This is a genomic window from Microbacterium sp. NPDC056044, from assembly GCF_042267145.1.
Classification (GTDB): domain Bacteria; phylum Actinomycetota; class Actinomycetes; order Actinomycetales; family Microbacteriaceae; genus Microbacterium.
Genome location: NZ_JBHJWZ010000002.1, coordinates 528,273 through 550,599 on the forward strand (window position 1 = coordinate 528,273; position 22,327 = coordinate 550,599).

The 22,327-nt window shown below is 72.6% G+C and carries 19 protein-coding genes; 14 read left to right on the forward strand and 5 right to left on the reverse strand.

Annotation, left to right across the window (positions count from 1 at the left end; all coding sequences use genetic code 11):
- Window positions 1–27: 27 nt before the first annotated feature.
- Window positions 28–327 (forward strand): hypothetical protein, encoded by a 300-nt coding sequence (locus tag ACFC1I_RS07475; protein ID WP_376007541.1) that lies wholly within the window; start codon window positions 28–30, stop codon window positions 325–327.
- Window positions 324–1,832: a hypothetical protein gene (locus ACFC1I_RS07480; RefSeq protein WP_376007543.1), complete on the forward strand. Its 1,509-nt coding sequence runs from the start codon at window positions 324–326 to the stop codon at window positions 1,830–1,832. The genes ACFC1I_RS07475 and ACFC1I_RS07480 overlap by 4 nt, the downstream gene beginning before the upstream one ends.
- A 1-nt stretch (window position 1,833) precedes the next feature.
- On the opposite strand, the gene ACFC1I_RS07485 is transcribed toward ACFC1I_RS07480, so the two are convergent.
- Genes ACFC1I_RS07485 through ACFC1I_RS07495 form a run of 3 tightly spaced genes read right to left on the reverse strand, consistent with a single transcriptional unit; the run spans window position 1,834 to window position 2,839 of the window.
- Window positions 1,834–2,223 carry a phage holin family protein gene (locus ACFC1I_RS07485; RefSeq protein ID WP_376007545.1) on the reverse strand — a complete coding sequence of 130 codons (390 nt, stop codon included), beginning with the start codon at window positions 2,221–2,223 and terminating at the stop codon, window positions 1,834–1,836.
- Window positions 2,224–2,270: 47 nt separating this feature from the next.
- Window positions 2,271–2,636: a type II toxin-antitoxin system death-on-curing family toxin gene (locus ACFC1I_RS07490; protein WP_376007547.1), complete on the reverse strand. Its 366-nt coding sequence runs from the start codon at window positions 2,634–2,636 to the stop codon at window positions 2,271–2,273.
- Window positions 2,633–2,839: a CopG family ribbon-helix-helix protein gene (locus ACFC1I_RS07495; protein WP_376007549.1), complete on the reverse strand. Its 207-nt coding sequence runs from the start codon at window positions 2,837–2,839 to the stop codon at window positions 2,633–2,635. The genes ACFC1I_RS07490 and ACFC1I_RS07495 overlap by 4 nt, the downstream gene beginning before the upstream one ends.
- A 79-nt stretch (window positions 2,840–2,918) precedes the next feature.
- Between ACFC1I_RS07495 and ACFC1I_RS07500 the strand changes: the two genes are divergently transcribed.
- From ACFC1I_RS07500 to ACFC1I_RS07550, 11 genes are all read left to right on the forward strand, one after another.
- Window positions 2,919–4,007: a histidinol-phosphate transaminase gene (locus ACFC1I_RS07500; RefSeq protein WP_376007551.1), complete on the forward strand. Its 1,089-nt coding sequence runs from the start codon at window positions 2,919–2,921 to the stop codon at window positions 4,005–4,007.
- A gap of 92 nt (window positions 4,008–4,099) precedes the next feature.
- Window positions 4,100–5,230 (forward strand): thiamine pyrophosphate-dependent enzyme, encoded by a 1,131-nt coding sequence (locus ACFC1I_RS07505; RefSeq protein ID WP_376007553.1) that lies wholly within the window; start codon window positions 4,100–4,102, stop codon window positions 5,228–5,230.
- 59 nt (window positions 5,231–5,289) lie between these two features.
- Window positions 5,290–6,255 (forward strand): alpha-ketoacid dehydrogenase subunit beta, encoded by a 966-nt coding sequence (locus ACFC1I_RS07510; RefSeq protein WP_376008021.1) that lies wholly within the window; start codon window positions 5,290–5,292, stop codon window positions 6,253–6,255.
- Window positions 6,256–6,370: 115 nt separating this feature from the next.
- The gene (locus ACFC1I_RS07515; protein WP_376007555.1) at window positions 6,371–7,735 is read left to right on the forward strand and encodes a dihydrolipoamide acetyltransferase family protein; all 1,365 of its coding nucleotides are present in this window, start codon (window positions 6,371–6,373) and stop codon (window positions 7,733–7,735) included.
- A gap of 212 nt (window positions 7,736–7,947) precedes the next feature.
- Window positions 7,948–9,027, forward strand: coding sequence for a metal ABC transporter solute-binding protein, Zn/Mn family (locus ACFC1I_RS07520; protein ID WP_376007557.1), 1,080 nt, complete (start codon window positions 7,948–7,950; stop codon window positions 9,025–9,027).
- Window positions 9,024–9,857 carry a metal ABC transporter ATP-binding protein gene (locus tag ACFC1I_RS07525; protein WP_376007559.1) on the forward strand — a complete coding sequence of 278 codons (834 nt, stop codon included), beginning with the start codon at window positions 9,024–9,026 and terminating at the stop codon, window positions 9,855–9,857. Before ACFC1I_RS07520 ends, ACFC1I_RS07525 begins: the two co-directional genes overlap by 4 nt.
- On the forward strand, window positions 9,854–10,732 hold the full coding sequence (locus tag ACFC1I_RS07530; RefSeq protein WP_376007561.1) for a metal ABC transporter permease: 879 nt from the start codon (window positions 9,854–9,856) through the stop codon (window positions 10,730–10,732). Before ACFC1I_RS07525 ends, ACFC1I_RS07530 begins: the two co-directional genes overlap by 4 nt.
- A gap of 45 nt (window positions 10,733–10,777) precedes the next feature.
- Complete coding sequence (locus ACFC1I_RS07535) at window positions 10,778–11,191, forward strand: Fur family transcriptional regulator (RefSeq protein ID WP_376007563.1); 414 nt, start codon at window positions 10,778–10,780, stop codon at window positions 11,189–11,191.
- A 43-nt stretch (window positions 11,192–11,234) separates the two neighbouring features.
- On the forward strand, window positions 11,235–12,242 hold the full coding sequence (locus ACFC1I_RS07540) for a permease (RefSeq protein WP_376008023.1): 1,008 nt from the start codon (window positions 11,235–11,237) through the stop codon (window positions 12,240–12,242).
- Window positions 12,235–13,044, forward strand: coding sequence for a TIGR03943 family putative permease subunit (locus ACFC1I_RS07545; protein WP_376007565.1), 810 nt, complete (start codon window positions 12,235–12,237; stop codon window positions 13,042–13,044). The genes ACFC1I_RS07540 and ACFC1I_RS07545 overlap by 8 nt, the downstream gene beginning before the upstream one ends.
- A complete protein-coding gene (locus ACFC1I_RS07550; RefSeq protein ID WP_376007567.1) occupies window positions 13,034–14,455 on the forward strand; it encodes a hypothetical protein in 1,422 nt (473 codons plus the stop codon). Before ACFC1I_RS07545 ends, ACFC1I_RS07550 begins: the two co-directional genes overlap by 11 nt.
- Window positions 14,456–14,472: 17 nt before the next feature.
- On the opposite strand, the gene ACFC1I_RS07555 is transcribed toward ACFC1I_RS07550, so the two are convergent.
- Window positions 14,473–16,119 carry an MFS transporter gene (locus tag ACFC1I_RS07555; protein WP_376007569.1) on the reverse strand — a complete coding sequence of 549 codons (1,647 nt, stop codon included), beginning with the start codon at window positions 16,117–16,119 and terminating at the stop codon, window positions 14,473–14,475.
- A 72-nt stretch (window positions 16,120–16,191) separates the two neighbouring features.
- Here ACFC1I_RS07555 and ACFC1I_RS07560 point away from each other — a divergent pair, with 72 nt between their 5' ends.
- Entirely contained in the window at window positions 16,192–16,869 is a 678-nt protein-coding gene (locus ACFC1I_RS07560; protein ID WP_376007571.1) for a DNA-3-methyladenine glycosylase, read from the forward strand.
- Here the strand turns inward: ACFC1I_RS07560 and ACFC1I_RS07565 are convergent.
- The gene (locus ACFC1I_RS07565) at window positions 16,853–22,171 is read right to left on the reverse strand and encodes an SCO7613 C-terminal domain-containing membrane protein (RefSeq protein WP_376007573.1); all 5,319 of its coding nucleotides are present in this window, start codon (window positions 22,169–22,171) and stop codon (window positions 16,853–16,855) included. The genes ACFC1I_RS07560 and ACFC1I_RS07565 overlap by 17 nt on opposite strands.
- Window positions 22,172–22,327 lie beyond the last annotated feature (156 nt).

Below are 22,327 nucleotides of genomic sequence, written 5' to 3' on the forward strand. Positions count from 1 at the left end.
CGCCTCACGCCCCGCGACGATCGACGGGTGACCCTGCTTCCCCGCACCGCAGAACCGGCATCCGCGCAGCTCGCCCACGTCGCGCACGAGCTCGCGCGGCTCATCGACCGCATGGCGGACGCCGCACTCGTGGCGCACGGCCTCGCCGACGCCGTCGACTGGCAGGCGACGGCCGCGACCGCATTCCGCGACCGGGCGACACTGTGGGCCGGCGACGTCTCGGGACTCGCGTGCCTCGCCGAGACGGCACGGTACGACGTCGCCCGGGCCCAGGACCGCGCCGCTTTCGCGGAGTCGTTCCCCGGCGCTTTTCCGGGGCAGCGATGAGCGACACGACGCCGAACCCGAACCTGTTCAATCCCCAGCTGGCGCCGGAGGTGGGGCGCCTCGGCCCGAACGAGGGGCTCATCGGCCTCCTCGCCGAGAACTGGCCACGGGTCGACCACGGCCTGCAGATCACCGGGGGCGGCGCGGTCGCCGTCGACACCGCGACGCTCTCCGCCGCCGCGGTCCGCTTCGACGCCAGCCGGGAGGAACTCGCCGCGATCTCGGGGCGACTGCGCGCGCTCGAGGGCGAGCTGCGGGCGGTCTCGGGGTACACCGACGACGCGCGGGCCTCGGCATCCGTCCTCGCGGCGAAGCTCGACGGTGCGCAGGCAGAAGCCGACGAGATCGCGGCGGCGCTCCGGGAAGCCGGCTACGCGTACGAGATGGTGGAGATCGAGGTCGAGCACCGTGCCGCGGTGCTCGCGGGCGACACCGCCCGCGCGCAGCGCCTCGACGCCCGGATGACGGCGCTCGTCGAGGCGCACCCCGATGCGTGGCGCACCGCGGCCGGGGCCCAGTTCGGGCGCGGGGTGATGTGGCCGTCCGAGCTCGTGCGCCAGGCGACGGGGTGGGGCGTGGCGATGGGCGGTGAGGTGAGCGACGCCGGTTCCGTCGTGGTCGGCGCCTCGGCCGGGCTGCTCACCCTCGGGGGTGCGGTCGCCGTGGGTCTCGCGGGCGCCGGGAAGCTCTCGCGCGACGCCCGGCTCTCGGGCACGGCCGGGCCCGTCACGGTGACGCCCGTCGCCCCCGCGCCGGTGGTCGTCGCCGAGGCCGGGGCTGCGGTCGGTGCCGGCACGCCGCCGTCGCGGTCGCCCGCGGCGGTGGCGCCCCGGAGCCTCGCCGCTGTGACCGAGCGGATGCCGGGGGCCGGGGAGTCGCGCGTGCGGGTCGAGCAGTACACGATGCCCGACGGCTCGGCGCAGTACGCGGTGTACGTCGCGGGCATGCAGTCCTTCGACCTCGGCGGCGCCGAGCCGTGGGACAACGCGTCGAACGTGGAGCTGTACACGGGGCACACCTCGGACTCGTACGCGGCGACGCAGGCCGCGCTCGCGCAGGCGGGGGTCGCGCCCGGCGACACCGTGCACATGTTCGGCTTCTCGCAGGGGGCGATGATCGCCGGGCATCTGGCGCTGGAGGGCGGCTACGACACGCAGACACTGGTCTCGATCGGGTCGCCGGTCGACACCGACGCCGGCGCGGGCACGCTCACCGTGACGCTGCGGCACACCGACGACCCCGTCGCGGGGCTCGCCGGCGGGGGCCATGACGCCGCGGTCGGCGCACCGGGAAGCTTCGTCGCCGAGCGGGTGTTCGACCCGGACGCCGGTACGGACGAACCCCGGCTGCCGGCGCACCGCCTCATCGCGTACGCCGAGACGGCTGCGATGGTCGATACCTCGACCGACCCGCGGGTCAGCGCCCTGCACGACGTCTTCGCCGGCCTCGCGGGCGCCGAATCGGTCGAGGTGACCGAGTACGCCGCGACCCGCGGTGCGGGCTGAGTCAGTCCTTGCGCGGACGCAGGATGATGCCGAAGATCCAGTTGATCAGCGTGATGATGATCGCCGCGACGACGCCCCACCAGAAGTCCTCGACGCGCAGGCCCCAGTTCCAGAAGCTCGTGAACCACGCCGTGAGCCACAGCAGGAACGCATTGATGAGGAGGCCGATGAGACCCAGCGTCAGGATGTAGAGCGGGAACGCCAGCACCTTGATGACGGTGCCGATGATCGTGTTCACGAGCGCGAAGATCGCGGCGACGATGAGCAGCGTCAGCACGAGCTGGAGCGTCTCGCCCGGAGGGAAGGCGATGACCGAGACCTGGAGTGCCGGGATCAGGGTCACGACCCAGATCGCGAAGGCGTTGATGACCACGCGGATGAGGAAGCCCATAGTGGGGCCAGTCTTCCATCTGCGGCCAGCGCCGCCAACGCCGGAATTCAGACTGTGGTCGCTGCGCGAAGGATCTCGGCGATCTCTGCGACATCCAGCCGGCTCTGCGCGACATTCAGCACGAACTCGAAGGCTACGTCCGTGGGCATCTCGACGATCGCGTCGTTGAGCTCGAGAGAAGTCAGGGTCGCCACCCACGAGAACCGCTTGTTGTCGTCGAAGAACGGATGATTCTGCGCCAGCGACGACATCAGCGCGGCCGCCTTGGCGAACAGGTCCGGGTAGGCCTCGACACCGAACATTGCGCTCTCGGGACGCGCGAGAGCGGAAGACAGCAGGCCGAGGTCACGGACGTGCAGTCCCATGTCCGCGGCGATCGCGGCGGCCTCCGGCAACCGCAGGTACTCGGTCACGCGTCTTCGAGTCGCTTCAGCAGGTCGGCGTACCGCTCCCGCACGCCCATGGCGACGCGGGTCGCGCGCTCGACGGCGCTCTCCGTGCTGACGAGCTGCGCGGTCGCCTCGACGATCAGGGCGTGCTTGGAGGTGTGGCGGGCACGGGCGAGCTCCTCGAGTTGCGCGTCGAGTTCTTCGGGAAGGCGGACGGTCATTGCCATACCAGAATGGTATCGAGGTATCGGATCGGTATCAACGGTTTCCCGAGCGCCCGGCGTCCCCCGCTCGTAGACTCGGGGAGTGACCGACGCTCCCGAGATCCCCGTTCGCGTGCGCCCCGAGGTCGCCGCCCTGCCGCCGTACAAGCAGGGCCGGCAGGCCGGCGCGGACGCGTTCAAGCTGTCGAGCAACGAGAACCCGTTCGACCCGCTGCCCGGTGTGCTCGAGCGCGTGCAGTCCACGACAGCGCTGAACAGATATCCGGATGCTGCGGCCACCCGCCTGCGCGAGCGGCTGGCCGAGCGCTTCGGCGTTGCGGTCGACTCCATCCACGTCGGTGCGGGCAGCGTCTCGATCCTCGCGCAGCTCGTGCTCGCGACCTCCGGCCCCGGAGACGAGGTCATCTACGCGTGGCGCTCGTTCGAGGCGTACCCGTGGCTCGCGGTCGTCGCCGGCGCCACCGCCGTCGAGGTGCCGCTCGCCGAGGGCGCCCGTCACGACCTCGACGCGATGGCCGCCGCGATCACCGACCGCACGCGCGCCATCATCGTGTGCAGCCCCAACAACCCGACCGGCCCGATCGTCACGCAGGCCGAGTTCGACGCGTTCGTCGAGGAGGTGCCCGCCGACGTGCTCGTCATCCTCGATGAGGCGTACGCGGAGTTCGTCACCGACCCCGAGTCCGTCGACGGGCTGCGGGTGCTCGGCGGGTCCGGCCGCCCCAACGTCGTCGTGCTCCGCACCTTCTCGAAGGCCTACGGGCTCGCCGCGCTCCGCGTCGGCTACGCCATCGGGCACCCGCGCGTGCTCGATGCTGCCCGCAGCACCGCGATCCCGCTGTCGGTCACCGCCCACGGCGAAGAGGCGGCGCTCGCGAGCCTCGACGCCGAGGAGGAGCTGCTCGAGCGGGTGCACGTCATCGCCGATCGGCGCGACCGCCTCGCGGCGGGGCTCCGGGAGGCCGGGTGGGACATCCCGGCGGCGCAGGGCAACTTCGTGTGGCTCCCGGCCGGCGCGCAGACGGCGGCCTTCGCGGCGACGTTCGAGGAAGCCGGCCTGATCGTGCGGCCCTTCGCCGGCGACGGCATCCGCATCTCGGTCGGCGAGGAGGAGTCCGTCGAGCAGGTGCTGCGGATCGCGGCGACGGTCGCCGCACGACGCGAAGGATGAGCGTCGATGTTGTCGGTCGCGTGCGGCGGATCGAGGCATCCGTTGTCGAACGCATGCAGAATCGCGCATGCACGGAGAGATAGCGTGAATCTATGATCCCGGTCGACGATCCCGCCCTGGTGCGGTTTCTGGAGGCGGACGGAACGTTCGCGCCGAGCCCTGCCGCCGAACCGTATCGGGAGGCCGTCGACGCGCTGAGCGACGCCGACCTCGAGACGTTCTACCGCGATATGGCCGTCATCCGCGCGTTCGACGTGCAGGCGACGAACCTCCAGCGCCAGGGGCAGCTGGCCCTGTGGCCGCCGAGCTACGGGCAGGAGGCCGCCCAGGTCGGCTCAGCCCGGGCCGCACGCGCACAGGACCACCTCTTCCCTTCGTACCGCGAGCACGTGGTCACGAAGATCCGCGGCGTCGACCCGATCGACATCATCCGCGTGATGCGCGGCCTGACGCACGGCGGGTGGGACCCGACCGACCCGAAGAACGGCAACACGCACATCTACACGCTGGTGCTCGGCTCGCAGACGCTGCACGCCACGGGCTTCGGCATGGGACTCGTCTTCGACGGGCGCTGCGGCACCGGCGACCTCGACCGCGACGAGGCCGTCATCGTCTACTACGGCGACGGGGCCTCCAGCCAGGGCGACGTCCACGAGGCCATGGTCTTCGCGAACAGCTACCGCACACCCGAGGTGTTCTTCCTGCAGAACAACCAGTGGGCGATCTCCGTCCCCGTCGCGACGCAGTCGCGCTCGCCGCTGTACAAGCGCGGCGAGGGCTACGGCATGCCCAGCACGCTCATCGACGGCAACGACGTGCTGGCGAGCTGGGCCGTAACGCGCACCGCGCTCGACGAGGCCCGTGCCGGTGGCGGGCCGCAGGCGATCGAGGCGATGACATACCGCCTCGGCGCCCACACCACGAGCGACGACCCCACGAAGTACCGCACCTCGGACGAGGAGGTGGCGTGGCGCCGCCGCGACCCGATCGCGCGCATGAAGGCGTTCCTCGTCGGCCGCGGGGCATCCGACGCGTTCTTCGCCGATGTCGAGGCCGAGTCGCAGGCGCTCGCCGACGACGTCCGCACGCGCACGAACGCGCTCGGCGGGCTCGAGCGCGACGACATGTTCGCCCACGTGTACTCCGAGCAGCACCCGCTCATCGACGAGCAGCGGCAGTGGCTCGCCGACTACGAGGCATCCTTCGAAGGAGACGCATCGTGAGCACCTCGACCACCACGGCGGCGGCTGCGGCTGCGGCCACCGCTCCCGCCGTGCAGACGATGCCGCTCAGCAAGGCGATCAACGCCGGGCTGCGCGCCGCGCTCGCCGGCAGCGACCGGGTCCTCCTCATGGGCGAGGACATCGGCAAGCTCGGCGGCGTCTTCCGCGTGACCGAGGGCCTGCAGGCCGAGTTCGGCGAGCAGCGCGTGCTCGACACCCCGCTCGCCGAGTCGGGCCTCGTCGGCACCGCGATCGGACTCGCGATGGCGGGCTTCCGCCCGGTCGTCGAGATCCAGTTCGACGGCTTCGTCTTCCCCGCGTTCGACCAGATCACGACGCAGCTCGCGAAGCTCACGAACCGTCACGAGGGCGCGCTGCAGATGCCCGTCGTCATCCGCATCCCGTACGGCGGGCACATCGGCGCCGTCGAGCACCACCAGGAGAGCCCCGAGGCGTACTTCACGCACACGGCCGGCCTCCGGGTGGTGAGCCCGTCGACGCCGAACGACGGCTACTGGATGATCCAGGACGCCATCGCCTCGCCCGACCCGGTGATCTTCCTCGAGCCGAAGGCCAAGTACTGGCAGAAGGGCGAGGTCGACACGTCGGCGCGCGCTCTGCCGCTGCACGCCTCCCGCGTCGTCCGCCGCGGCACCGACGTCACGCTCGTCGGCCACGGCGCCATGGTGACGACGATGCTCCAGGCCGCGGCGCTCGCCGAGGCCGAGGGCACCAGCATCGAGGTCATCGACCTCCGCTCGCTGTCGCCGGTCGACTACGGCCCCCTCCTCGACTCCGTGCGCCGCACCGGCCGCATGGTCTACGCGCAGGAGGCCCCCGGCTTCACGTCGCTCGGCTCCGAGGTCGCCGCGACGGTCATGGAGCGCGCCTTCTACGCCCTCGAGGCCCCCGTGCTACGCGTATCGGGCTTCGACACACCCTTCCCCCCGGCCAAGCTCGAGGGGGCCTACCTCCCCGACGCCGACCGCATCCTCGAGGCCGTCGACCGGTCCCTCGCCTACTGACCCGATCCCCTTCAACCGCGAGAGAACACCTGGTGGACGAGATGCGGGTTGCTTCCCTACCTCTCGGCGACCAGCTGTACTCTCGCGAAAAGGTCGGGTTCGAAAGGAGCTCCGCATGAGCACCCAGACGTTCGTCCTCCCCGATGTCGGCGAAGGCCTCACCGAGGCCGAGATCGTCCAGTGGCGGGTCGGCCCCGGCGACAGCGTCGCCGTCAACGACGTGCTCGTCGAGATCGAGACCGCCAAGTCGCTCGTCGAGCTGCCCTCGCCGTTCGCCGGCACCGTGGGCGCACTGCTCGCGGCCGAAGGTGAGACCGTGGACGTCGGCGCCGCGATCATCACGATTGCTTCGGAGACGGATGCTGCGCCCCCCGCGACCGTCGGACAGTCCGAGCACGGCGAGCCCGCCGAGGCTGCCGGCGAGGGGGCGGTGCTCGTCGGCTACGGCACGGGCGGGCACGTCCAGTCGCGGCGGCGCAAGCCCGCGGTCCCGGCGGAGGAGCGGGTCGCAGCATCCGTCGGCATCATCGCGAAGCCGCCGATCCGCAAGCTCGCGCGCGATCTCGGGGTCGACCTGTCGGCCGTCGCGCCCAGCGGCCCGGCGGGCGAGGTGACCCGGGAGGACGTCGTGCGGCACGCGTCGCAGGCGAGCGTCTTCCGCAACATCGAGACCCCGGAGTGGGGCGACGTGCGCGAGGAGACGATCCCGGTCGCGCCGCGCACACCCGCACCGGGACCGGCGACGGTCGCGCCGTCGACGCCCGCGCCCGACGCGGCGGGCCGTGAGGAGACCATCGCGGTGCGGGGTGTCCGCAAGGCGACGTCGTCGGCCATGGTGCAGTCGGCGTACTCCGCCCCTCACGTGTCGGTGTGGACCGACGTCGACGCCAGCCGCACGATGGAGCTCGTCAAGCGCCTGAAGACCTCGCCGGACTTCGCCGACATCAAGGTGTCGCCGCTGCTCATCATGGCCCGCGCCGTGATCTGGGCGGCGCGGCGCACGCCGATGGTGAACGCGGCGTGGGTGGACGCCGAGGACGGCGCCCAGATCCGCGTCCGTCGGTACGTGAACCTCGGCATCGCCGCCGCGACCCCGCGCGGTCTCCTGGTGCCGAACATCAAGGACGCGCAGGACCTGTCGATGCGCGAGCTCGCCCGCGCGCTCGAGAAGCTGACGCTCACCGCGCGCGAGGGCAAGACGACACCCGCCGACCAGCACGGCGGCACCATCACGATCACCAACATCGGCGTCTTCGGCATGGACGCGGGCACCCCGATCATCAACCCCGGCGAGGCCGGCATCGTCGCGCTCGGCACCATCCGCCAGAAGCCCTGGGTCGTCGACGGCGAGGTGCGCCCCCGCTGGGTCACGACCGTCGCCGGGTCGTTCGACCACCGCGTGGTCGACGGCGACGGCATGTCGCGCTTCATCGCCGACGTCGCGTCGATCCTCGAGGAGCCCGCACTCCTCCTCGACTGAGCTCCGTTCGACCGAAGCGCCGCCGCGGCTCCGTGCCCGGCGGCGCTTCGTCGTTCCCGCGGCGCGCCCGGCGGACCCCGCACCGAGGGTGGGCTTGGGGCGGCGTCCATCCTCGTGTCGGTGGGGTCATGTGAACCGGAAGTTCATCGGCGTGAGGAGAGGATGCCCGCGCCAGTTCGAGAATGATTCTCATTAGCGTTAGGCTGGAGGACATGACTTCCGCACGACGCTCTCTTCCCGTGCTCGGCCTGGCCGCGGCATCCGTTCTCGTCCTTTCCGGATGCGCGGGCGCCGCAGGCGCGGGAGACCCGACGGGCGAAGCAGCGGACGGGCGCATCGCGGTCGTCGCGTCGACCAACGTGTACGGCCAGATCGCCGAGGAGATCGGCGGCGACCTCGTCGACGTCACGTCGATCGTCACCAACGAGTCGCAGGACCCGCACTCGTTCGAGCCGAGCGCGCGTGACCAGCTCACCGTGTCGAAGGCCGACCTCATCATCGAGAACGGCGGCGGGTACGACGCGTTCATCGATGCGCTCATCGAGTCCAGCGGCACGGACGCCCCGGTGGTCACCGCGGTCGAGTACTCGCACGACTGGCCCGAGAACGCCGGCCACGACGACCAGGCGCACGCCGACGACCACGCCACCGAAGAGGCGCACGACGAGACCGAGGACGCGCACGACCACGCGACCGAAGAGGCGCACGCCGACGACGACCACGCGCACGACCACGCGCACGACCACAGCGGCCACAACCACGTCGAGGGCTTCAACGAGCACGTCTGGTACGACCCGCACACGATCGAGCACGTCGCCGAGGCCATCGCGGTCGAGCTCGGCGAGCTGAGCCCCGAGAACGCCGAGACCTTCACCGCCAACGCCGAGGCGTTCGCCGCAGAGGTCGCGGGCCTCGAGACGTCGCTCGACGAGATCGGTGCCGCCTACGCCGGCGAGAAGGTCTTCGTGACCGAGCCGGTCCCCGTCTACCTCATCGAGGCGGCGGGGCTCGAGAACGCGACGCCGGCGAAGTTCAGCGAGGCTGTCGAGGAGGGGCAGGATGTCGCGCCCGCGACCCTGCTCGAATCGCTCGCGCTCGTCAAGGGCGGCGAAGTGCGCGTGGTCATCACGAACACGCAGACCGGCGGTGCCGAGACGCAGGAGATCGTCAATGAGGCGGAAGGCCTCAGCATTCCGGTGATCGCGTTTTCGGAAACGCTTCCGGAGGGCCAGACTTACATCTCGTGGATGCAGGCGAACATCGAGGCGCTGAACGGGGCGCTCCAGGCGTGACGCCTGCCCCAGCCGGCTCGCGCCCCGTCATCCTCAGCGTTCGCGACGCCGCGCTCCAGCGCGGCGATCGCGAGTTGTGGGCGGGGCTCGACCTCGACGTCCACGCGGGCGAGCTCGTGGCCGTCCTCGGCCCGAGCGGCTCGGGCAAGACGACACTGCTGCGCGCGATCCTCGGCCTCGAGCCGCTCTCGCGCGGCACCATCGCCGTCGAGGGCGCGCCCGTCGCCCACAAGGGCAGCCGCAGCATCGGCTACATCCCGCAGGCCCGCCCGCTGCCGCGGGACACGTCGCTGCGCGGCCGCGACCTCGTGACGCTCGGCGTCGACGGGCACCGCTTCGGCTTCCCGATCCCCCGCCGCGGCGACCGCGCCCGCGTCGACGCCCTCATCGACGCGGTCGGCGCCCGCGACTTCGCGGACCGACCCGTCGGAATGCTGTCCGGCGGCGAGCAGCAGCGGCTGCGCGCCGGCCAGGCGCTCGCCGACGACCCGCGCCTGCTCCTCTGCGACGAACCTCTCACGAGCCTCGACCTCGCGAACCAGCAGGCCGTCATCGGCCTCATCGACCGGCACCGCCGGGAGAAGGATGCCGCGGTCCTCCTGGTCACGCACGACATCAACCCGCTCTTGGGCAAGGTCGACCGCATCCTGTACATCGCGAACGGGCGCTTCACGCTCGGCACGCCCCAAGAGGTGCTCCGCTCGGACGTGCTCACGGCGCTGTACGGCGCGCACGTCTTCGTGCTGCGAGCCGGCGACCGGCTCGTGGTCGTCGGCGCGCCCGATGCCGAGGCATCCCATCACCATCACGACCACGGGGCCCACGAATGAACTGGAACGACATCGCGGACGCGATGTTCGGCGGACTGCCCTACTACGGCGAGATCCTCGCGCTCGTGTCGAACTCGGTGTGGGCGGGCGCGGTGCTCGGCCTCGTGGGCGGCCTCGTCGGCGTGTTCGTGATGCAGCGCGACATGGCGTTCGCGGTGCACGGCATCAGCGAGCTGTCGTTCGCGGGCGCGGCGGCGGCGCTCCTCATCGGCTGGGACGTCGTCACCGGTTCGATCGTCGGCTCGATCATCGCCGCCGCCATCATCGGCGTGCTGGGGGCGAAGGCACGCGACCGCAACTCGATCATCGGCGTGCTGATGCCGTTCGGGCTGGGTCTCGGCATCCTGTTCCTCTCGCTCTATGACGGCCGCAGCGCCAACCGGTTCAGCCTGCTCACCGGCCAGATCGTGTCGGTGCAGACCGGGCAGCTCGGCTGGCTCATCGGCATCGGCGCGGTCGTGCTGCTGGGGCTGCTGCTCATCTGGCGGCCCCTGCGGTTCGACTCGCTCGACCCGCAGTCCGCCGCCGCGCGCGGCGTGCCGACGACGGCGGTGTCGCTCGGGTTCATGCTGCTGCTCGGCCTCATCGTCGCCGTCGCCGTGCACATCATCGGCGCGCTGCTGGTGATGGCCCTTCTCGTCACGCCCGCCGCCGCGGCGATGCGCATCGTGTCGGGACCCCTGTCGGTGCCGCTGCTGTCGGCGCTGTTCGGCTTCGTGTCGGCGGTCGGCGGCATCCTCCTCGCGATCATGGGCACCCTTCCGGTGAGCCCGTACATCACGACGATCTCGTTCCTGATCTACGTCGTCTGCCGCATCATCGGCGGTCGCCGCGACCGCGTCACGCGCGTCGCCGTCGCGGAGACCGCCCGATGACCCGCGCCCGGGAGACGTCCAGGACGCCTCGGTAGACTCGCACCCATGGCCCAGCGCAATACGTGGCAGCGCGAACGCGTGCGCGAAGCGCTGTCGGACGCCCGCGGATTCGTCAGCGCACAGTCGCTGCACGCCACCCTCCGCGACGAGAACACCGGCATCGGACTCGCCACGGTCTACCGTGCGCTCGCCGGGCTCGCCGCCCAGGGCGAGGCCGATTCGCTGCAGAGCCCCGAGGGCGAGGCGCTCTACCGGGCCTGTTCCAGCACCGGCCACCACCACCATCTGATCTGCCGCTCCTGCGGGCTGACCGTCGAGATCGAGGCGACGGACGTCGAGCAGTGGGCCAAGCGCACCGCCGAGCGCCACGGATTCCGCGACGCCGAGCACGTCGTCGACATCTTCGGGCTCTGCGCCACCTGCGCCGCCGCCCGGGATGCCCAGCGTGACGCGAACTGACCCCGGCACCCGCACGCCCGCTTCGGCTCACCGTCACGGAACGGTGGATGCTGCGCCCCAGCCCACTGCGCAGGCGCGCGCGTTCCTGTGGCTCGGTGTGGGCGTCGCCCTCCTCGCCGGCCTCTTCCTGATCGACTGGCTCGCGCCGACCCTGTTCCCGGCGTCGCTGCCGACCCGCGCGCAGGACGGCCTGACACTCGCGATCAGCGTGCTCATCGAGTCGCTGCCGTTCGTCGCCCTCGGCGTCGTGCTGTCGATCGTCGTGCAGGTGTGGGTGCCGCCGGGTGTCATCGAGCGATGGATGCCGCGGCGCGCGTGGGCGCGACGCGCGGTGCTGTCCCTCCTCGGCATGCTGGTGCCGGTGTGCGAGTGCGGCAACGTCCCGTTCGCGCGCGGCCTCCTGATGCGCGGATTCTCGGTGCCCGAGACGATGACGTTCCTCATCGCGGCGCCGATCGTGAACCCCATCGTCATCATCACGACGCATCAGGCGTTCGGCTTCAGCGACGGCATCCTCATCGCGCGCCTCCTCGGCGGGTACGCGATCGCCAACCTCATCGGATGGCTGTATTCGCGGCATCCGTCTCCTGACGCCCTGCTCACCGACCGGTTCCGCGACACGTGCGAGCTCGTGATCCACGAGCCGGGCGGCAAGTGGCGGCGCACGCTCGCGCAGTTCGTCATCGAGCTGCGCGCGGTGATGCCGGCGCTCGTCATCGGCTCGGCGCTCGCCGGCGCCGTGCAGGTGCTGATCCCGCGCGACGCGCTCCTCGCGATCGGCTCGAACCCGGCGCTGTCGATCGTGGCGATGATGGCGCTCGCGATCGTAGTGTCGCTGTGCTCGAACATCGACGCGTTCTTCGCGCTGTCGTTCGCCTCGACCTTCACGCCCGGCTCGATCGTGGCGTTCCTGCTGGTGGGCCCGATCATCGACATCAAGATGATCGCGCTGCTGCGCACCACCTTCACGTGGCGCACCCTCGGCGGCATCGGCGTCGTGGTGGTGCTGGCGGCGTTCGTCATCGGGACGGCGGTGAACCTCCTTGTCTAAGACGCGGTTCGTCGGCACGCGGTGGCTCGGGGTCGGGCTCGCCGCAGGACTGTCGGTGGTCACGATCTCGCTCGTGGCGACCGGCCGCATCGGGCTGTACATGAACCCCGAGAGCGCGTGGTTCGCGGTCGCGATGTCGGTGGTGCTGCTGGTCGGCGCTGTCGCGTCGTTCGCGCTCCCGCTCGGCGCCGAGGCCGACCACGGCCACGACCACGGCGATGCCCCCGTCCCCACGCTGTCCGTCGTCGAGCGCGACGAGGCGCCCGGCCACGATCACGACACCGACCACTACACGCCGCACCCGCTCGCGGTCGCGGCGACGGTCGTCGGCGGGGTCGCAGCATCCGGTGTCGTCGTCCTCACGCTCGTCCTCCCGCCGGCCTCGCTCAGCGCCGAACTCGCCATGTCGCGCGACGTCGGCGCGACGCCGCTGTTCGGCGGGGCCGATACGATCCAGCTCGCCTCAACCGGCGACACCGCCTCGTTCGGGGTCGGCGAATGGGCGACGGTGTTCGCCACGGCGACGAACCCCGACGCCTTCGACGGCGAGACGGTCGAGCTCACCGGGTTCGTGACGCCGGGCGACGACGGTGCGTTCGACCTCACGCGCCTCGTCATCACGCACTGCGTCATCGACGCGCAGCCGGCGAGCCTGCCGATCGTCGCCGGTGAGTCCACGCCCGACACGGGGCAGTGGGTCTCGATCACGGGCACCGTGCGCTCGTCGTCGGACGGCAAGCTCGTCGTCGACGCGGCCGAGGTCGAGAAGATCGCCGAGCCCGAGGACCCGTATGAGTACTGACGAGCGCAGTCGACGCTCGCGGTCCCGGCGTCGTCGGGGCCGCGCGTTCGTCGGGGCCTTCGCGATCGTGGTCGGCGTCCTCGCCGTGTTCGGGCTCGCCGGCGCGGCCGCGAGCATCGCGCAGGGACCGCGGGTGACCGACGCCGTCGTGGATCCGGAGGCGGCGGCCGCAGCATCCGGTGCTCGTCTCATCGTGACGACCACGCAGTCGCTCGCCGAAGTCGACCCGTCGCAGGTGACGATCACCCCCGCGACGCCGTTCGCCGTCGACACGTCGGGCCGCAGCGTCGGCGTGCGGTTCACCCTGCCGCTGTGGGACGACACCGAGTACACCGTCACGATCGACGACGTGGCATCGCTCGGCGGCGGGCCGACCGCGACGGTCACCCAGACGTTCCGGACGCCGCCGGCCCAGGTGTACCTGATGCAGCGCGGGACGAACTCGGGCGATCTCATCTACCGCACCGACCTCACCGGGCAGAACGCGGTGCCCGTGTTCCGGCACGCGCACATCGAGGACTTCCGCGCGACGGGGCAGCACCTCGTCGTCTCGGTGCGCACCGACGACGACCAGGCCGGGCTCATCGTGACCGACCTCGACGGCGAGAACGCGCACGAGCTGCCGCTCCCCGGCGACGGGTTCGTGTCGAACCTGCAGACCGCCGACCGCGGTGAGCGCATCGGCTACACCTTCTCGGATGCCGCCCTCACCGCCGATTCCGGCCGCGAGAGCCGGCTCTACACCGCGTCGCTGAGCGACCCGACCGCCGAGCCGACGGCGATCGAGGTCGAGGGCGCCGACCCGCGCGTCGCCGAGTGGCGGTTCGTGCCCGACACCGACAGCATCCTGCTGCTCTCGTTCGACGGGTCGCTGCTGCTCACGGGGTCGAGCCGTTCGGGCGGCGCGCCGACCGCGCTCGGCGACGCGATGACGATCGAGGGCATCGCGCGCGGCTCGAGCGAGGCCGTGGTCGATCGGCCGGATCGGGCGACCGTGATCGACCTCACGGACGCGAGCGAGGCCGACCTCATCGCGCCCGACATCGACCTCGGCGGCACGACGTCGGTCACGCCGCTCCCCGATGGCTCCACGATCCGCACGGCCGCGGTGATCGGCGCCGACGGCGTGCCCACCGGCCGCACGTCGGTCGCCCACGTCGATGCGGACGGCGCGACGACCATGCTCACCGAGATCGCCGACACCGACGCCGTCATCCAGGTCTGCGTGTCGCCGAGCGCCCGTTACCTCGCGGTGCTGCTGGCGCCGAACGCGGTGACGAACTCGTACGACACCTACCAGCACCCGCTGCCGACGCGCCCCGAGACGCGCGTCCTCGAGGTGGCCGACGGCGATCCCGTCGTCGCCCTCAACGGCGCCTCGATCTCGTGGTGCCAGGTGCCGCCCCGCTGAGCCCGCGGCGACCCTGATCAGGACGGACGGGTGGATGCCTCGTCCCCGGCGTCCGGTTTCGTTCCCGAGGCGGCGGGAACCGGGAACTTCGACGGCAGCCCGCTCGACAGCATGAGGCCGAGCATCGTGAGGGCGAAGACGAAGAACAGCGACTGGCGCAGCGACTCGACCTGGGTGTCGGCGTAGAGCTGGGCGATCTCGGTGGCGGACTCGGGGTCGGCGCCGGCATCCGTCAGCAGATCCTCGGCCTGCTGCTGCGAGATGATCGGCGCGCCCTTCGACGCGGTGGCGACGACCTGCTGCTGGATGTCGGCGGGGATCGTCGTGCTCTGCTCGACGGCGCTGGTGAACCCCGAGGTGAGCAGCAGGATGAACACCGAGCCGACGATCGCCGTGCCGAACGACGATCCGAGGTTCTGGAAAGTGCCCTGGAGGCCGCCGACCTCGGACGTGTCGGACTGCGACACCGCCGACATGTTGACGTTGCCGAGCTGCGAGGCGAGCAGGCCGAAGCCGGCGCCGACCACGAACATGCCGGCCGCGAAGGCGAAGTCGGCGAGCTCGGGCTGCACGGCCAGGAACACCACGAGCACGCCGAGGCCCAGCGTGAGCTGTCCGATACGGCCGATGTTCTGGGCCGAGCGGACGGTCGACAGCCGCGAGCCGAGGATCGAGAACAGGATGAGCCCGAGCGACAGCGGCAGGATCTTGAGGCCCGTCTGCAGGGCGTCGTAGCCGAGGATGGTCTGCAGGTACACCGGCACGACGAAGAACAGCGCGGCGATCGCGAAGTACTGCGCCATGAACATCGTGAGTCCGCTGCGCAGCGCCGTGTTGCGCAGCAGGCTGACCTTGAGGAGCGGCACGCGGCCGCTGCGCTCCAGCCGCTGCTGCCGCTTCACGAACAGCCACAGCACGACGAGCGACAGCAGGATCAGGTAGGCGACGGGCGAGATGCCGAGCGGGGCGAACGGCTGACCGTTGATGACCGGCGGGTCGAGCGGCTGGAACCAGCCCCACGTCTTGGACTGCAGGATGCCGTAGACCAGCAGGCCGAGGCCCAGGGCCGAGAGCACGACGCTGAGCAGGTCGATGCGGAGCTTGCGGTCGCCGGGCACGTCCTTGATGCGGCCCGACACGATGAGCACGAGGGTCATGACGACCGCCTCGGCGACGAAGACGTACCGCCACGACGAGTACGTCGTGACCAGACCGCCGATGAGCGGTCCGGCCGCCGCGGCGCCGCCGGTGACTGCGCCGAGCACGGCGAAGGCGATGACGCGCTCGCGTCCGGTGTAGTTGATCGCCGCGAGGGCGGCGATCGCCGGGATGACGAGCACCGCGCCGAGACCCTCGACGAGCGACCAGCCGAGCATGAGGACCGTGAGGTTCGGCGCGAGCGCGGTGGTCAGCGAGCCGATGCCGTAGACGACCGACCCGATGCGGAAGGCCATGCTGCGACCCCAGCGGTCGCCGAGCTTGCCGCCGGTGAGCATGAACGCCGCCATCGTGAGCGCGTAGAACGTGATCGCGGCCTGCATGCCCGAGATGTCGGTGCCGAGGTCGTGCGCGACGGTCGAGATCGAGACGTTCATGACCGTGCTGTCGAGCACCATGATGAACTGCGAGACGCTCAGCAGGATGAGCACGAACCACTTCCCCATGCGGGAACAGTAGCGCTCGACCGGGAGCGCCCACGCGCACGTCGCGCGGACGCGCGGACGTAGACTCGGCCCATGGCGCGGGACCTGTGGCGTGCGGCGACGCGAGCCGACCTGCAGGGCCTTCCGGCCGACGTCGCACCGCGCCTGCTCGGCGCCCGGCTCACGACGGTGGTCGAGGGCGAGGCGGTGGCCGTGCGGCTCACCGAGGTCGAGGCGTACCACGGCCGCGGCACCGGTCCGGTGCCCGATCCGGGCTCGCACGCCCGCATGGGCCCGACCGCGCGCAACGCCACGATGTGGGGCGAGCCCGGGCACCTGTACGTGTACCTCAGCCACGGCATCCACTCCTGCGTGAACGTCGTGTGCGGTCCCGAGGGGGTCGCCGGCGGTGTGCTGCTGCGGGCGGGGCAGGTGCTGGAGGGGGTGGATGCTGCGACCCGCCGCCGACCGGCGGCTCGCACACCGCGCGACCTGGCGCGCGGACCCGGCCGGCTCGGCGATGCGGTGGGGCTGAAGCATCGACTCCATGACGGCATCGACGCGATCACCGGGGAGCCTCTGCACGGCGCCGTGGCGCGGCTCGAGCTGCTCGCCGACCCGCTCGCCGAGGTCGCGTCGGGCCCGCGCGTCGGGGTGGCCGGGGTCGCGGGGACCGCCGTGTTCCCGTGGCGCTACTGGATCCCCGGCGACCCGACCGTGTCGCCCTTCCGCTGGGGCCGCGGCGCCCGCGAGGTCAGCGCAGCGACGTGACCGCGACGACGGACGTGCGCAGCGCCTTCATGTTCTTCTCGTAGCGCGCGGCCATGAAGATGAGCAGCGCGCCGCCGAGGCCGAGCCACAGCCACCACGGCACCGCGACGTAGGCGGTCGAGATCCACGGCCAGAGCTGCGCGACGGCGTGCACGATCAGCACCGCCGAACCGAGCACCAGCGGCGCCTGCAGCCGGTAGACCGCGCCGATCACGACCATCGCGATCGCCACGACGCCGAGCGAGACGATGCGCCAGAGCTCGGGGCCACCGAGCCAGGCTTCGTCCGGGGCGCCCGAGATCGCCGATCCGCCGAAGTCGTGCAGCAGCGACGGCACCGTGAGCAGCGCCAGCCACGGGCCGAGCGTCGGCCACGTGCGCGACGCCGGTCGGAGGCGGAGGGTGCGCACGCCGTACGCGATGCCGCCGAGCGCGGGCGGCACCGTGACCAGCTCGACCGGGCTCACATCACCGGCGGTGAGTGCCAGGATGCCGAAGCCGGCGCCCGCGAGAGCGGCCGCGATGGCGAGGGCGAGGCCCAGCCGGGCGCGTGCTGTGGTGCCGACGACGGTGGCCGCGGTCAGCGCCGTCATCACCGCCGCCGTGCGCAGCTCATCGCCGCTCTGCTGCACGAGCAGCAGCTGCAGCTCGGCGAGGGCGAACAGCACCGCGGCGACCGCGAAGCCCGCGCCGGCGGTGAGGCCGACCGCCCGAGACGGCGTCGCGCGGAGCGCCGCGAGGGCGATGGCCGCGGCGATGCCGGCCCCGGCGACCGCCCACAGGTCGGGCTCGAGACCGCCGGCCGGAGCGATCTGGAGGAAGCGCGCGCCGCACGCGACCACCGCCACGACGAGGCCGCCCACGGCGAGCACACCGCCGAGCGGCACCCAGCGCCGCAGGCCGAGCACCGAGGCGCCGGCGACCCCGAGCGCGCCGCCGATGACGGCGGTCACGGTCGTGAGCGCGAGGCCGGCCTCGGGGCGCGTGAACGACATCGCGACCAGCAGCGCCGTCCCCACGCCGGCCAGGGTCGCGGCGGCGGTGCCGCCCGTCGACCCGCGCGCGACCAGCAGGACCGCGACGGCGACGACGCCCAGCGCCGTCACGATCGCGACGACGGTGTCGCCCGCGAACCCCCACAGCACCAGTCCCCGCAGCGCCATCACGACGGCGGCGACGCCGAGCAGCATCGCGGTCGGCGTGCGGAGCGACCACACGTCGACGAACCTCGGCGTCCGCGGTGCGGCCTCCGCGGCCGCGGGGCCGGCCGGCGGGCCGTACGCCGGCGGCACGGACGAGAACTGTGGGGCCGCAGTGCCCGTCGCGAACGGCCCGGGCGGGATGGGCGGCACGCCGACGCCTGCGGCCGACGCAGGAGCCGCAGCCGGCGCCGCAGCGGCCGGTGCCACCGCGACCCGTGCCCGCGTTGGTTCGCCCCGCACCTCGCGCGCGGGCTCCCGCACCGCGGCCACGCCGAGCGCGGCCACGAGCGCGAGCACCACGTACGCCCAGACCCGTGCCGGCTCTGCGGCGGCGAGCAGGCTCGGCGCCGAGGCGAGCACGACGCCCACGATCCACGCCGGGCCCTCGCCGGCGGGCCAGACCTCGCCTGCCCGCCGGCGGCGCAGCATGCCGAGCACCGCGCCGATGAGGCACATCGCAGCGACCGGGAGTGACACCGCCTCGACCTCGGTCGCGGCACCCAGGAACCACCCCGCGACGCCGACGGCGAAGGCGCCCGCGAGCGAGATCCAGCGCGTGGTGCCGGTGAGCGGCAGGCGGTCGACGCCCGCGGCGGCGAGGTGCAGCGCCGCGAGCATGATGATCGTGCCGGCGAGGATGCGCGGCTCGTCGGCCACCGGCACGATCGCGACGACGGCGGCGATGAGCGTCGCCGGAGGGACGACCAGCGCGTAGAGGCGCGACGACACCCGGCTCGGCCGGGCCAGCGTCGTCCCCCAGCCCGACGCGTACCCGACGGCGACCAGCAGCACGAGCCAGAGCACCTGCCAGTCCGGTCCTTCGAAGGCGCGCTCGACCGCGACGAGCCCGACCGCGATCACGGCGACCGCGGCGCCGAGGGGAGCGGCGGGACGGATGCTGCGCACCGGCGTGAACGACAGCGCCAGGCTCACCGCCACGGCGACGAGGGCGACGACCACGCCGCGGAGGGCCTCGCCCGTCCATCCCTCGACCGCGGGCACCCACAGTCCGAGCGCGAGCCCGGCGCCCAGCGCGACGCTCGCCTCGACGCGACGACGCAGCCGGACGAGGAGCGCCGCGAAGACCACCAGCACGACCGCCGACGGCACGACGTACGACTCCACCGTGTAGGACGTGTCGGGGGTGCCGGCGTCGAGCCACGACCACCACGCCACGATCGCCGCGACGACGGCCGGCCAGGCCAGCAGGCGGCGCGGGGCGTCGAGGAGCAGCATCCCGTCGCGCTTCGTCGCGAAGCGATCGTCGGCGATGTCGGCCGCGCGCACTCCCACCCACCCGCGGGAGAGGGATGCTGCGGCGAAGCCGAGTGCGACGAGCCCGAGTGCCGCCCACGCGAACTCGGGGGTGACCGGCCACACCACGACGAGCACGGTGAGGGCCGCGCCGAGGTCGGCCGCGAGGCGGCGGAGTGCCCGGTCCCCCGGTCGGGGCCGCGACGGCGCGGGAGCCATGTCAGCCGGCCACTGCGACACGGCGGCAGGCGGAGCCTCAGCGCCGGTGCGGAACGCGGTCGTCGCCGCGACCAGCGGCACGAAGACCGCGGCGGCGGTGAGGGCGAGCGGCGCCCAGTCCGCGTCGCGCAGCGTGAGGGCGCCGAGCACGTCGTAGACCGTCGCGGCGGCCACCGGTGCCGACAGGGCCGCGGCCAGGATCGCCGGCACCCCGCCGATGCGGGTGAGCCCGAACGCCACGATCGTGAGGCCCGCGAGCAGCAGCGCGCCGCCGACGATGCCGAGTCCGGGGTCGCCGATCGCGGTCAGCAGCGGGTTCTCCGACGCCTCGAGGCCCGGCACCGCCACGGCGGTGAACGCTCCGAGGAGGCCGAGTGCCGCGAGCACCTCGGCGGCGACGGCCAGCGCGACGCGGCTCGCACGCTCCAGCGGCAGCGCGATCGCCGCGACGAGGGTTGCGAGGGCCACCCACTCCACCAGCGTCGTGGTGACGGCGGCCGCGTCGCCCGTCAGGCCCGTCAGCGCGGCGAGGGCGCCCGGGGCGAAGAGGGTCGACAGAGCGGCGACGGCGACAGGCGCCACCGCGGCAGCGACCGCGGCGACGCCGGTCGGGCGCAGCACGATCCGCAGGGCGATCGGGTACGCCATCGCGACGCCGATCCCGACGAGCCACAGCCACGAGGTGGCGACGCCGCCGACGTAGGCGGTCGCCGCGGCGAGTCCCCCCGCGACGAGGTACCCGACGGGAGTGCCGCGCTCGGGCAGGCGCGTGGGCACGACTCCCGCGGCGCCTCCGGCGGCGCGACGCCGCTCGCGGCTGTGCAGGAGCCCGGCCACGACGACCGCGGCCACGACCAGCGCGACCGCGATCCCGACGAGCACGGCGGGCACGGCGGTGCGCATGCCCGCGACCAGCAGCAGGATCGTCGCGACGATCGGCACGATCTGACGCGGCACCGGCCGCGCGAGTGTGGGCGCGGCGAAGAGCAGACCCGCGATGAGCGCCGCCGAGATCACCGCGAGCAGCGGCAGATCGGGTGCCGTGACCGGCAGGGCGAAGGCATCGGTGCGCCACGCCGTCCACGAGGCGCTGATCGCGGTGACGGCCCCCACGCCCCATCCGAGCACCACACCGAGCACCGACAGCGCCGCGATGGCGGCGGACGCGATCCCCGCGGGCACCCAGGCGGGCGTGCCGCGGCGGGTGCGCGCGACGTCGACGGCGACTGCGACGAGCACCGCCAGCACCGGCGCGACGAGCACGCCGTATACCGGCAGGTCGCTGCGCAGCGCGAGCTGCCAGCCAGCGAGGCCCGCGGCGGCCGCCGCGACGACCGAGCCGACGCCCGAGATGAGGGCAGCCGCGGGCACCCGAATCCCGTCGACCGGACGGTGCGCGAGCCATGCGTGCGCGAGGCCGAGCACGACGAGCCCGATGCTCGACCACACGACGACCGGGATCGCCTCCCCCGTGAGGAACGCCGCGGTGAGCCCGGCCGCGACCAGGGCGGCCACCCCGCTGACGGCCAGCACCAGGCGCTCGGCGACGACGTCGCGGCCGCGCCGCGCCGACGAGAACGGGGCAGGGAGCGCGTGCACGAGACCGCCCGCGGCGGCGCCGAGCAGGCCGGCCGTCACCGCTTCGGCGGGCGGCAGCGACGTCAGCCCGCCGACGAGGAGTCCGAGGCCTGCGGGCAGGGCCAGCGAGGCGGCGAGGTCGGGTCCGCGCAGGTGCGACACCCGCGCCCACAGGCGGCAGATCACCGCGACGATGAGCGCAGCCACCCCCGCGTACAGCGCGGCATCGGTCGCGCCCGTGCCGAAGAGGTCGTTGGCCCGCACCGCCCACGCGTCGAGCGCGAGCAGTCCCACCCCGAGCACGCCGATCGCCTCGGCCGTCGCCCCCAGATCGCGGCGGCGCAGCCACGACGCCAGGGCGATCGTCGCGAGCGTGATGCCGCCGATGATGAGCGCGCGCACGCCGATGTCGGCGTAGAACCAGGCCAGCAGCAGGAAGAACACGGCAGCGACGCCGACCAGCGAGACGCCCACGATCAGCAGCAGCACCGGAACGGTCAGCCTGCGGCGGGGAGCGGATGCCGCGACAGCGACGGGCGCCGAAGGCCCGGGCCCCTGCGGCACAGACGCGGCGGGAGGCGCGACCGGCGCGACCGGTACGACCGGGGCGGGCGCAGGTGGCTTCGGGGGCACCACGATCTCGGGCGCGGCGAGGGACGTCAGGTCCGCGGGCTCGGCGACGACCGCGACGGAGCCTATCGGCGGTGCCGCGACCAGCGTCTCGGCCGCGGGCGCCAGATGCACCGCGGCGGCGTCGGCCGCGACGAGCGCCTGCGCTGCGGCCGCAGTCGCGGGCGCAGCATCCATCTCCATCTCAACGGGATGCGCGAGGCGGATCGTGTCGATGAGCTGCTGGCGCGAGAGCTCGAGACCGAGCATCTGGCGGCCGACCTCCAGCAGGCGCGGCGCGCGCGGGTCGGTCAGCGTCAAGCCGCACGAGGTGCACACCGACGCGGTGACAGCGGTGAAGCACGCCGGGCACCGGTGCGCGTCAGCGAGATCGAAGGGCGACGCCGGCCACAGCCGGGCCTCATCGTGTGATTCGCTCATGTCCATCCCCTCTCCCCGGAATGACGAACATGGTCCACCGGGATCCACGGCACGCGCGAGAATTTGTAGACACGCACAGGCTCCTCGCCGCTGCGAGCCGTTCGCATTGGACCAGTTGCAAGGAGAGATTCCTGCCCCGGAATATAGCGGTGCCTG

Bases quoted from the DNA above. Each gene is read 5' to 3' on its own strand.
- ACFC1I_RS07480 (WP_376007543.1), top strand. From the start codon at position 324: ATGAGCGACACGACGCCGAACCCGAACCTGTTCAATCCCCAGCTGGCG.
- ACFC1I_RS07485 (WP_376007545.1), bottom strand. From the start codon at position 2,223: ATGGGCTTCCTCATCCGCGTGGTCATCAACGCCTTCGCGATCTGGGTC.
- ACFC1I_RS07495 (WP_376007549.1), bottom strand. From the start codon at position 2,839: ATGGCAATGACCGTCCGCCTTCCCGAAGAACTCGACGCGCAACTCGAG.
- ACFC1I_RS07505 (WP_376007553.1), top strand. From the start codon at position 4,100: ATGATCCCGGTCGACGATCCCGCCCTGGTGCGGTTTCTGGAGGCGGAC.
- ACFC1I_RS07510 (WP_376008021.1), top strand. From the start codon at position 5,290: ATGCCGCTCAGCAAGGCGATCAACGCCGGGCTGCGCGCCGCGCTCGCC.
- ACFC1I_RS07515 (WP_376007555.1), top strand. From the start codon at position 6,371: ATGAGCACCCAGACGTTCGTCCTCCCCGATGTCGGCGAAGGCCTCACC.
- ACFC1I_RS07520 (WP_376007557.1), top strand. From the start codon at position 7,948: ATGACTTCCGCACGACGCTCTCTTCCCGTGCTCGGCCTGGCCGCGGCA.
- ACFC1I_RS07530 (WP_376007561.1), top strand. From the start codon at position 9,854: ATGAACTGGAACGACATCGCGGACGCGATGTTCGGCGGACTGCCCTAC.
- ACFC1I_RS07535 (WP_376007563.1), top strand. From the start codon at position 10,778: ATGGCCCAGCGCAATACGTGGCAGCGCGAACGCGTGCGCGAAGCGCTG.
- ACFC1I_RS07550 (WP_376007567.1), top strand. From the start codon at position 13,034: ATGAGTACTGACGAGCGCAGTCGACGCTCGCGGTCCCGGCGTCGTCGG.
- ACFC1I_RS07555 (WP_376007569.1), bottom strand. From the start codon at position 16,119: ATGGGGAAGTGGTTCGTGCTCATCCTGCTGAGCGTCTCGCAGTTCATC.
- ACFC1I_RS07560 (WP_376007571.1), top strand. From the start codon at position 16,192: ATGGCGCGGGACCTGTGGCGTGCGGCGACGCGAGCCGACCTGCAGGGC.
- ACFC1I_RS07565 (WP_376007573.1), bottom strand. From the start codon at position 22,171: ATGAGCGAATCACACGATGAGGCCCGGCTGTGGCCGGCGTCGCCCTTC.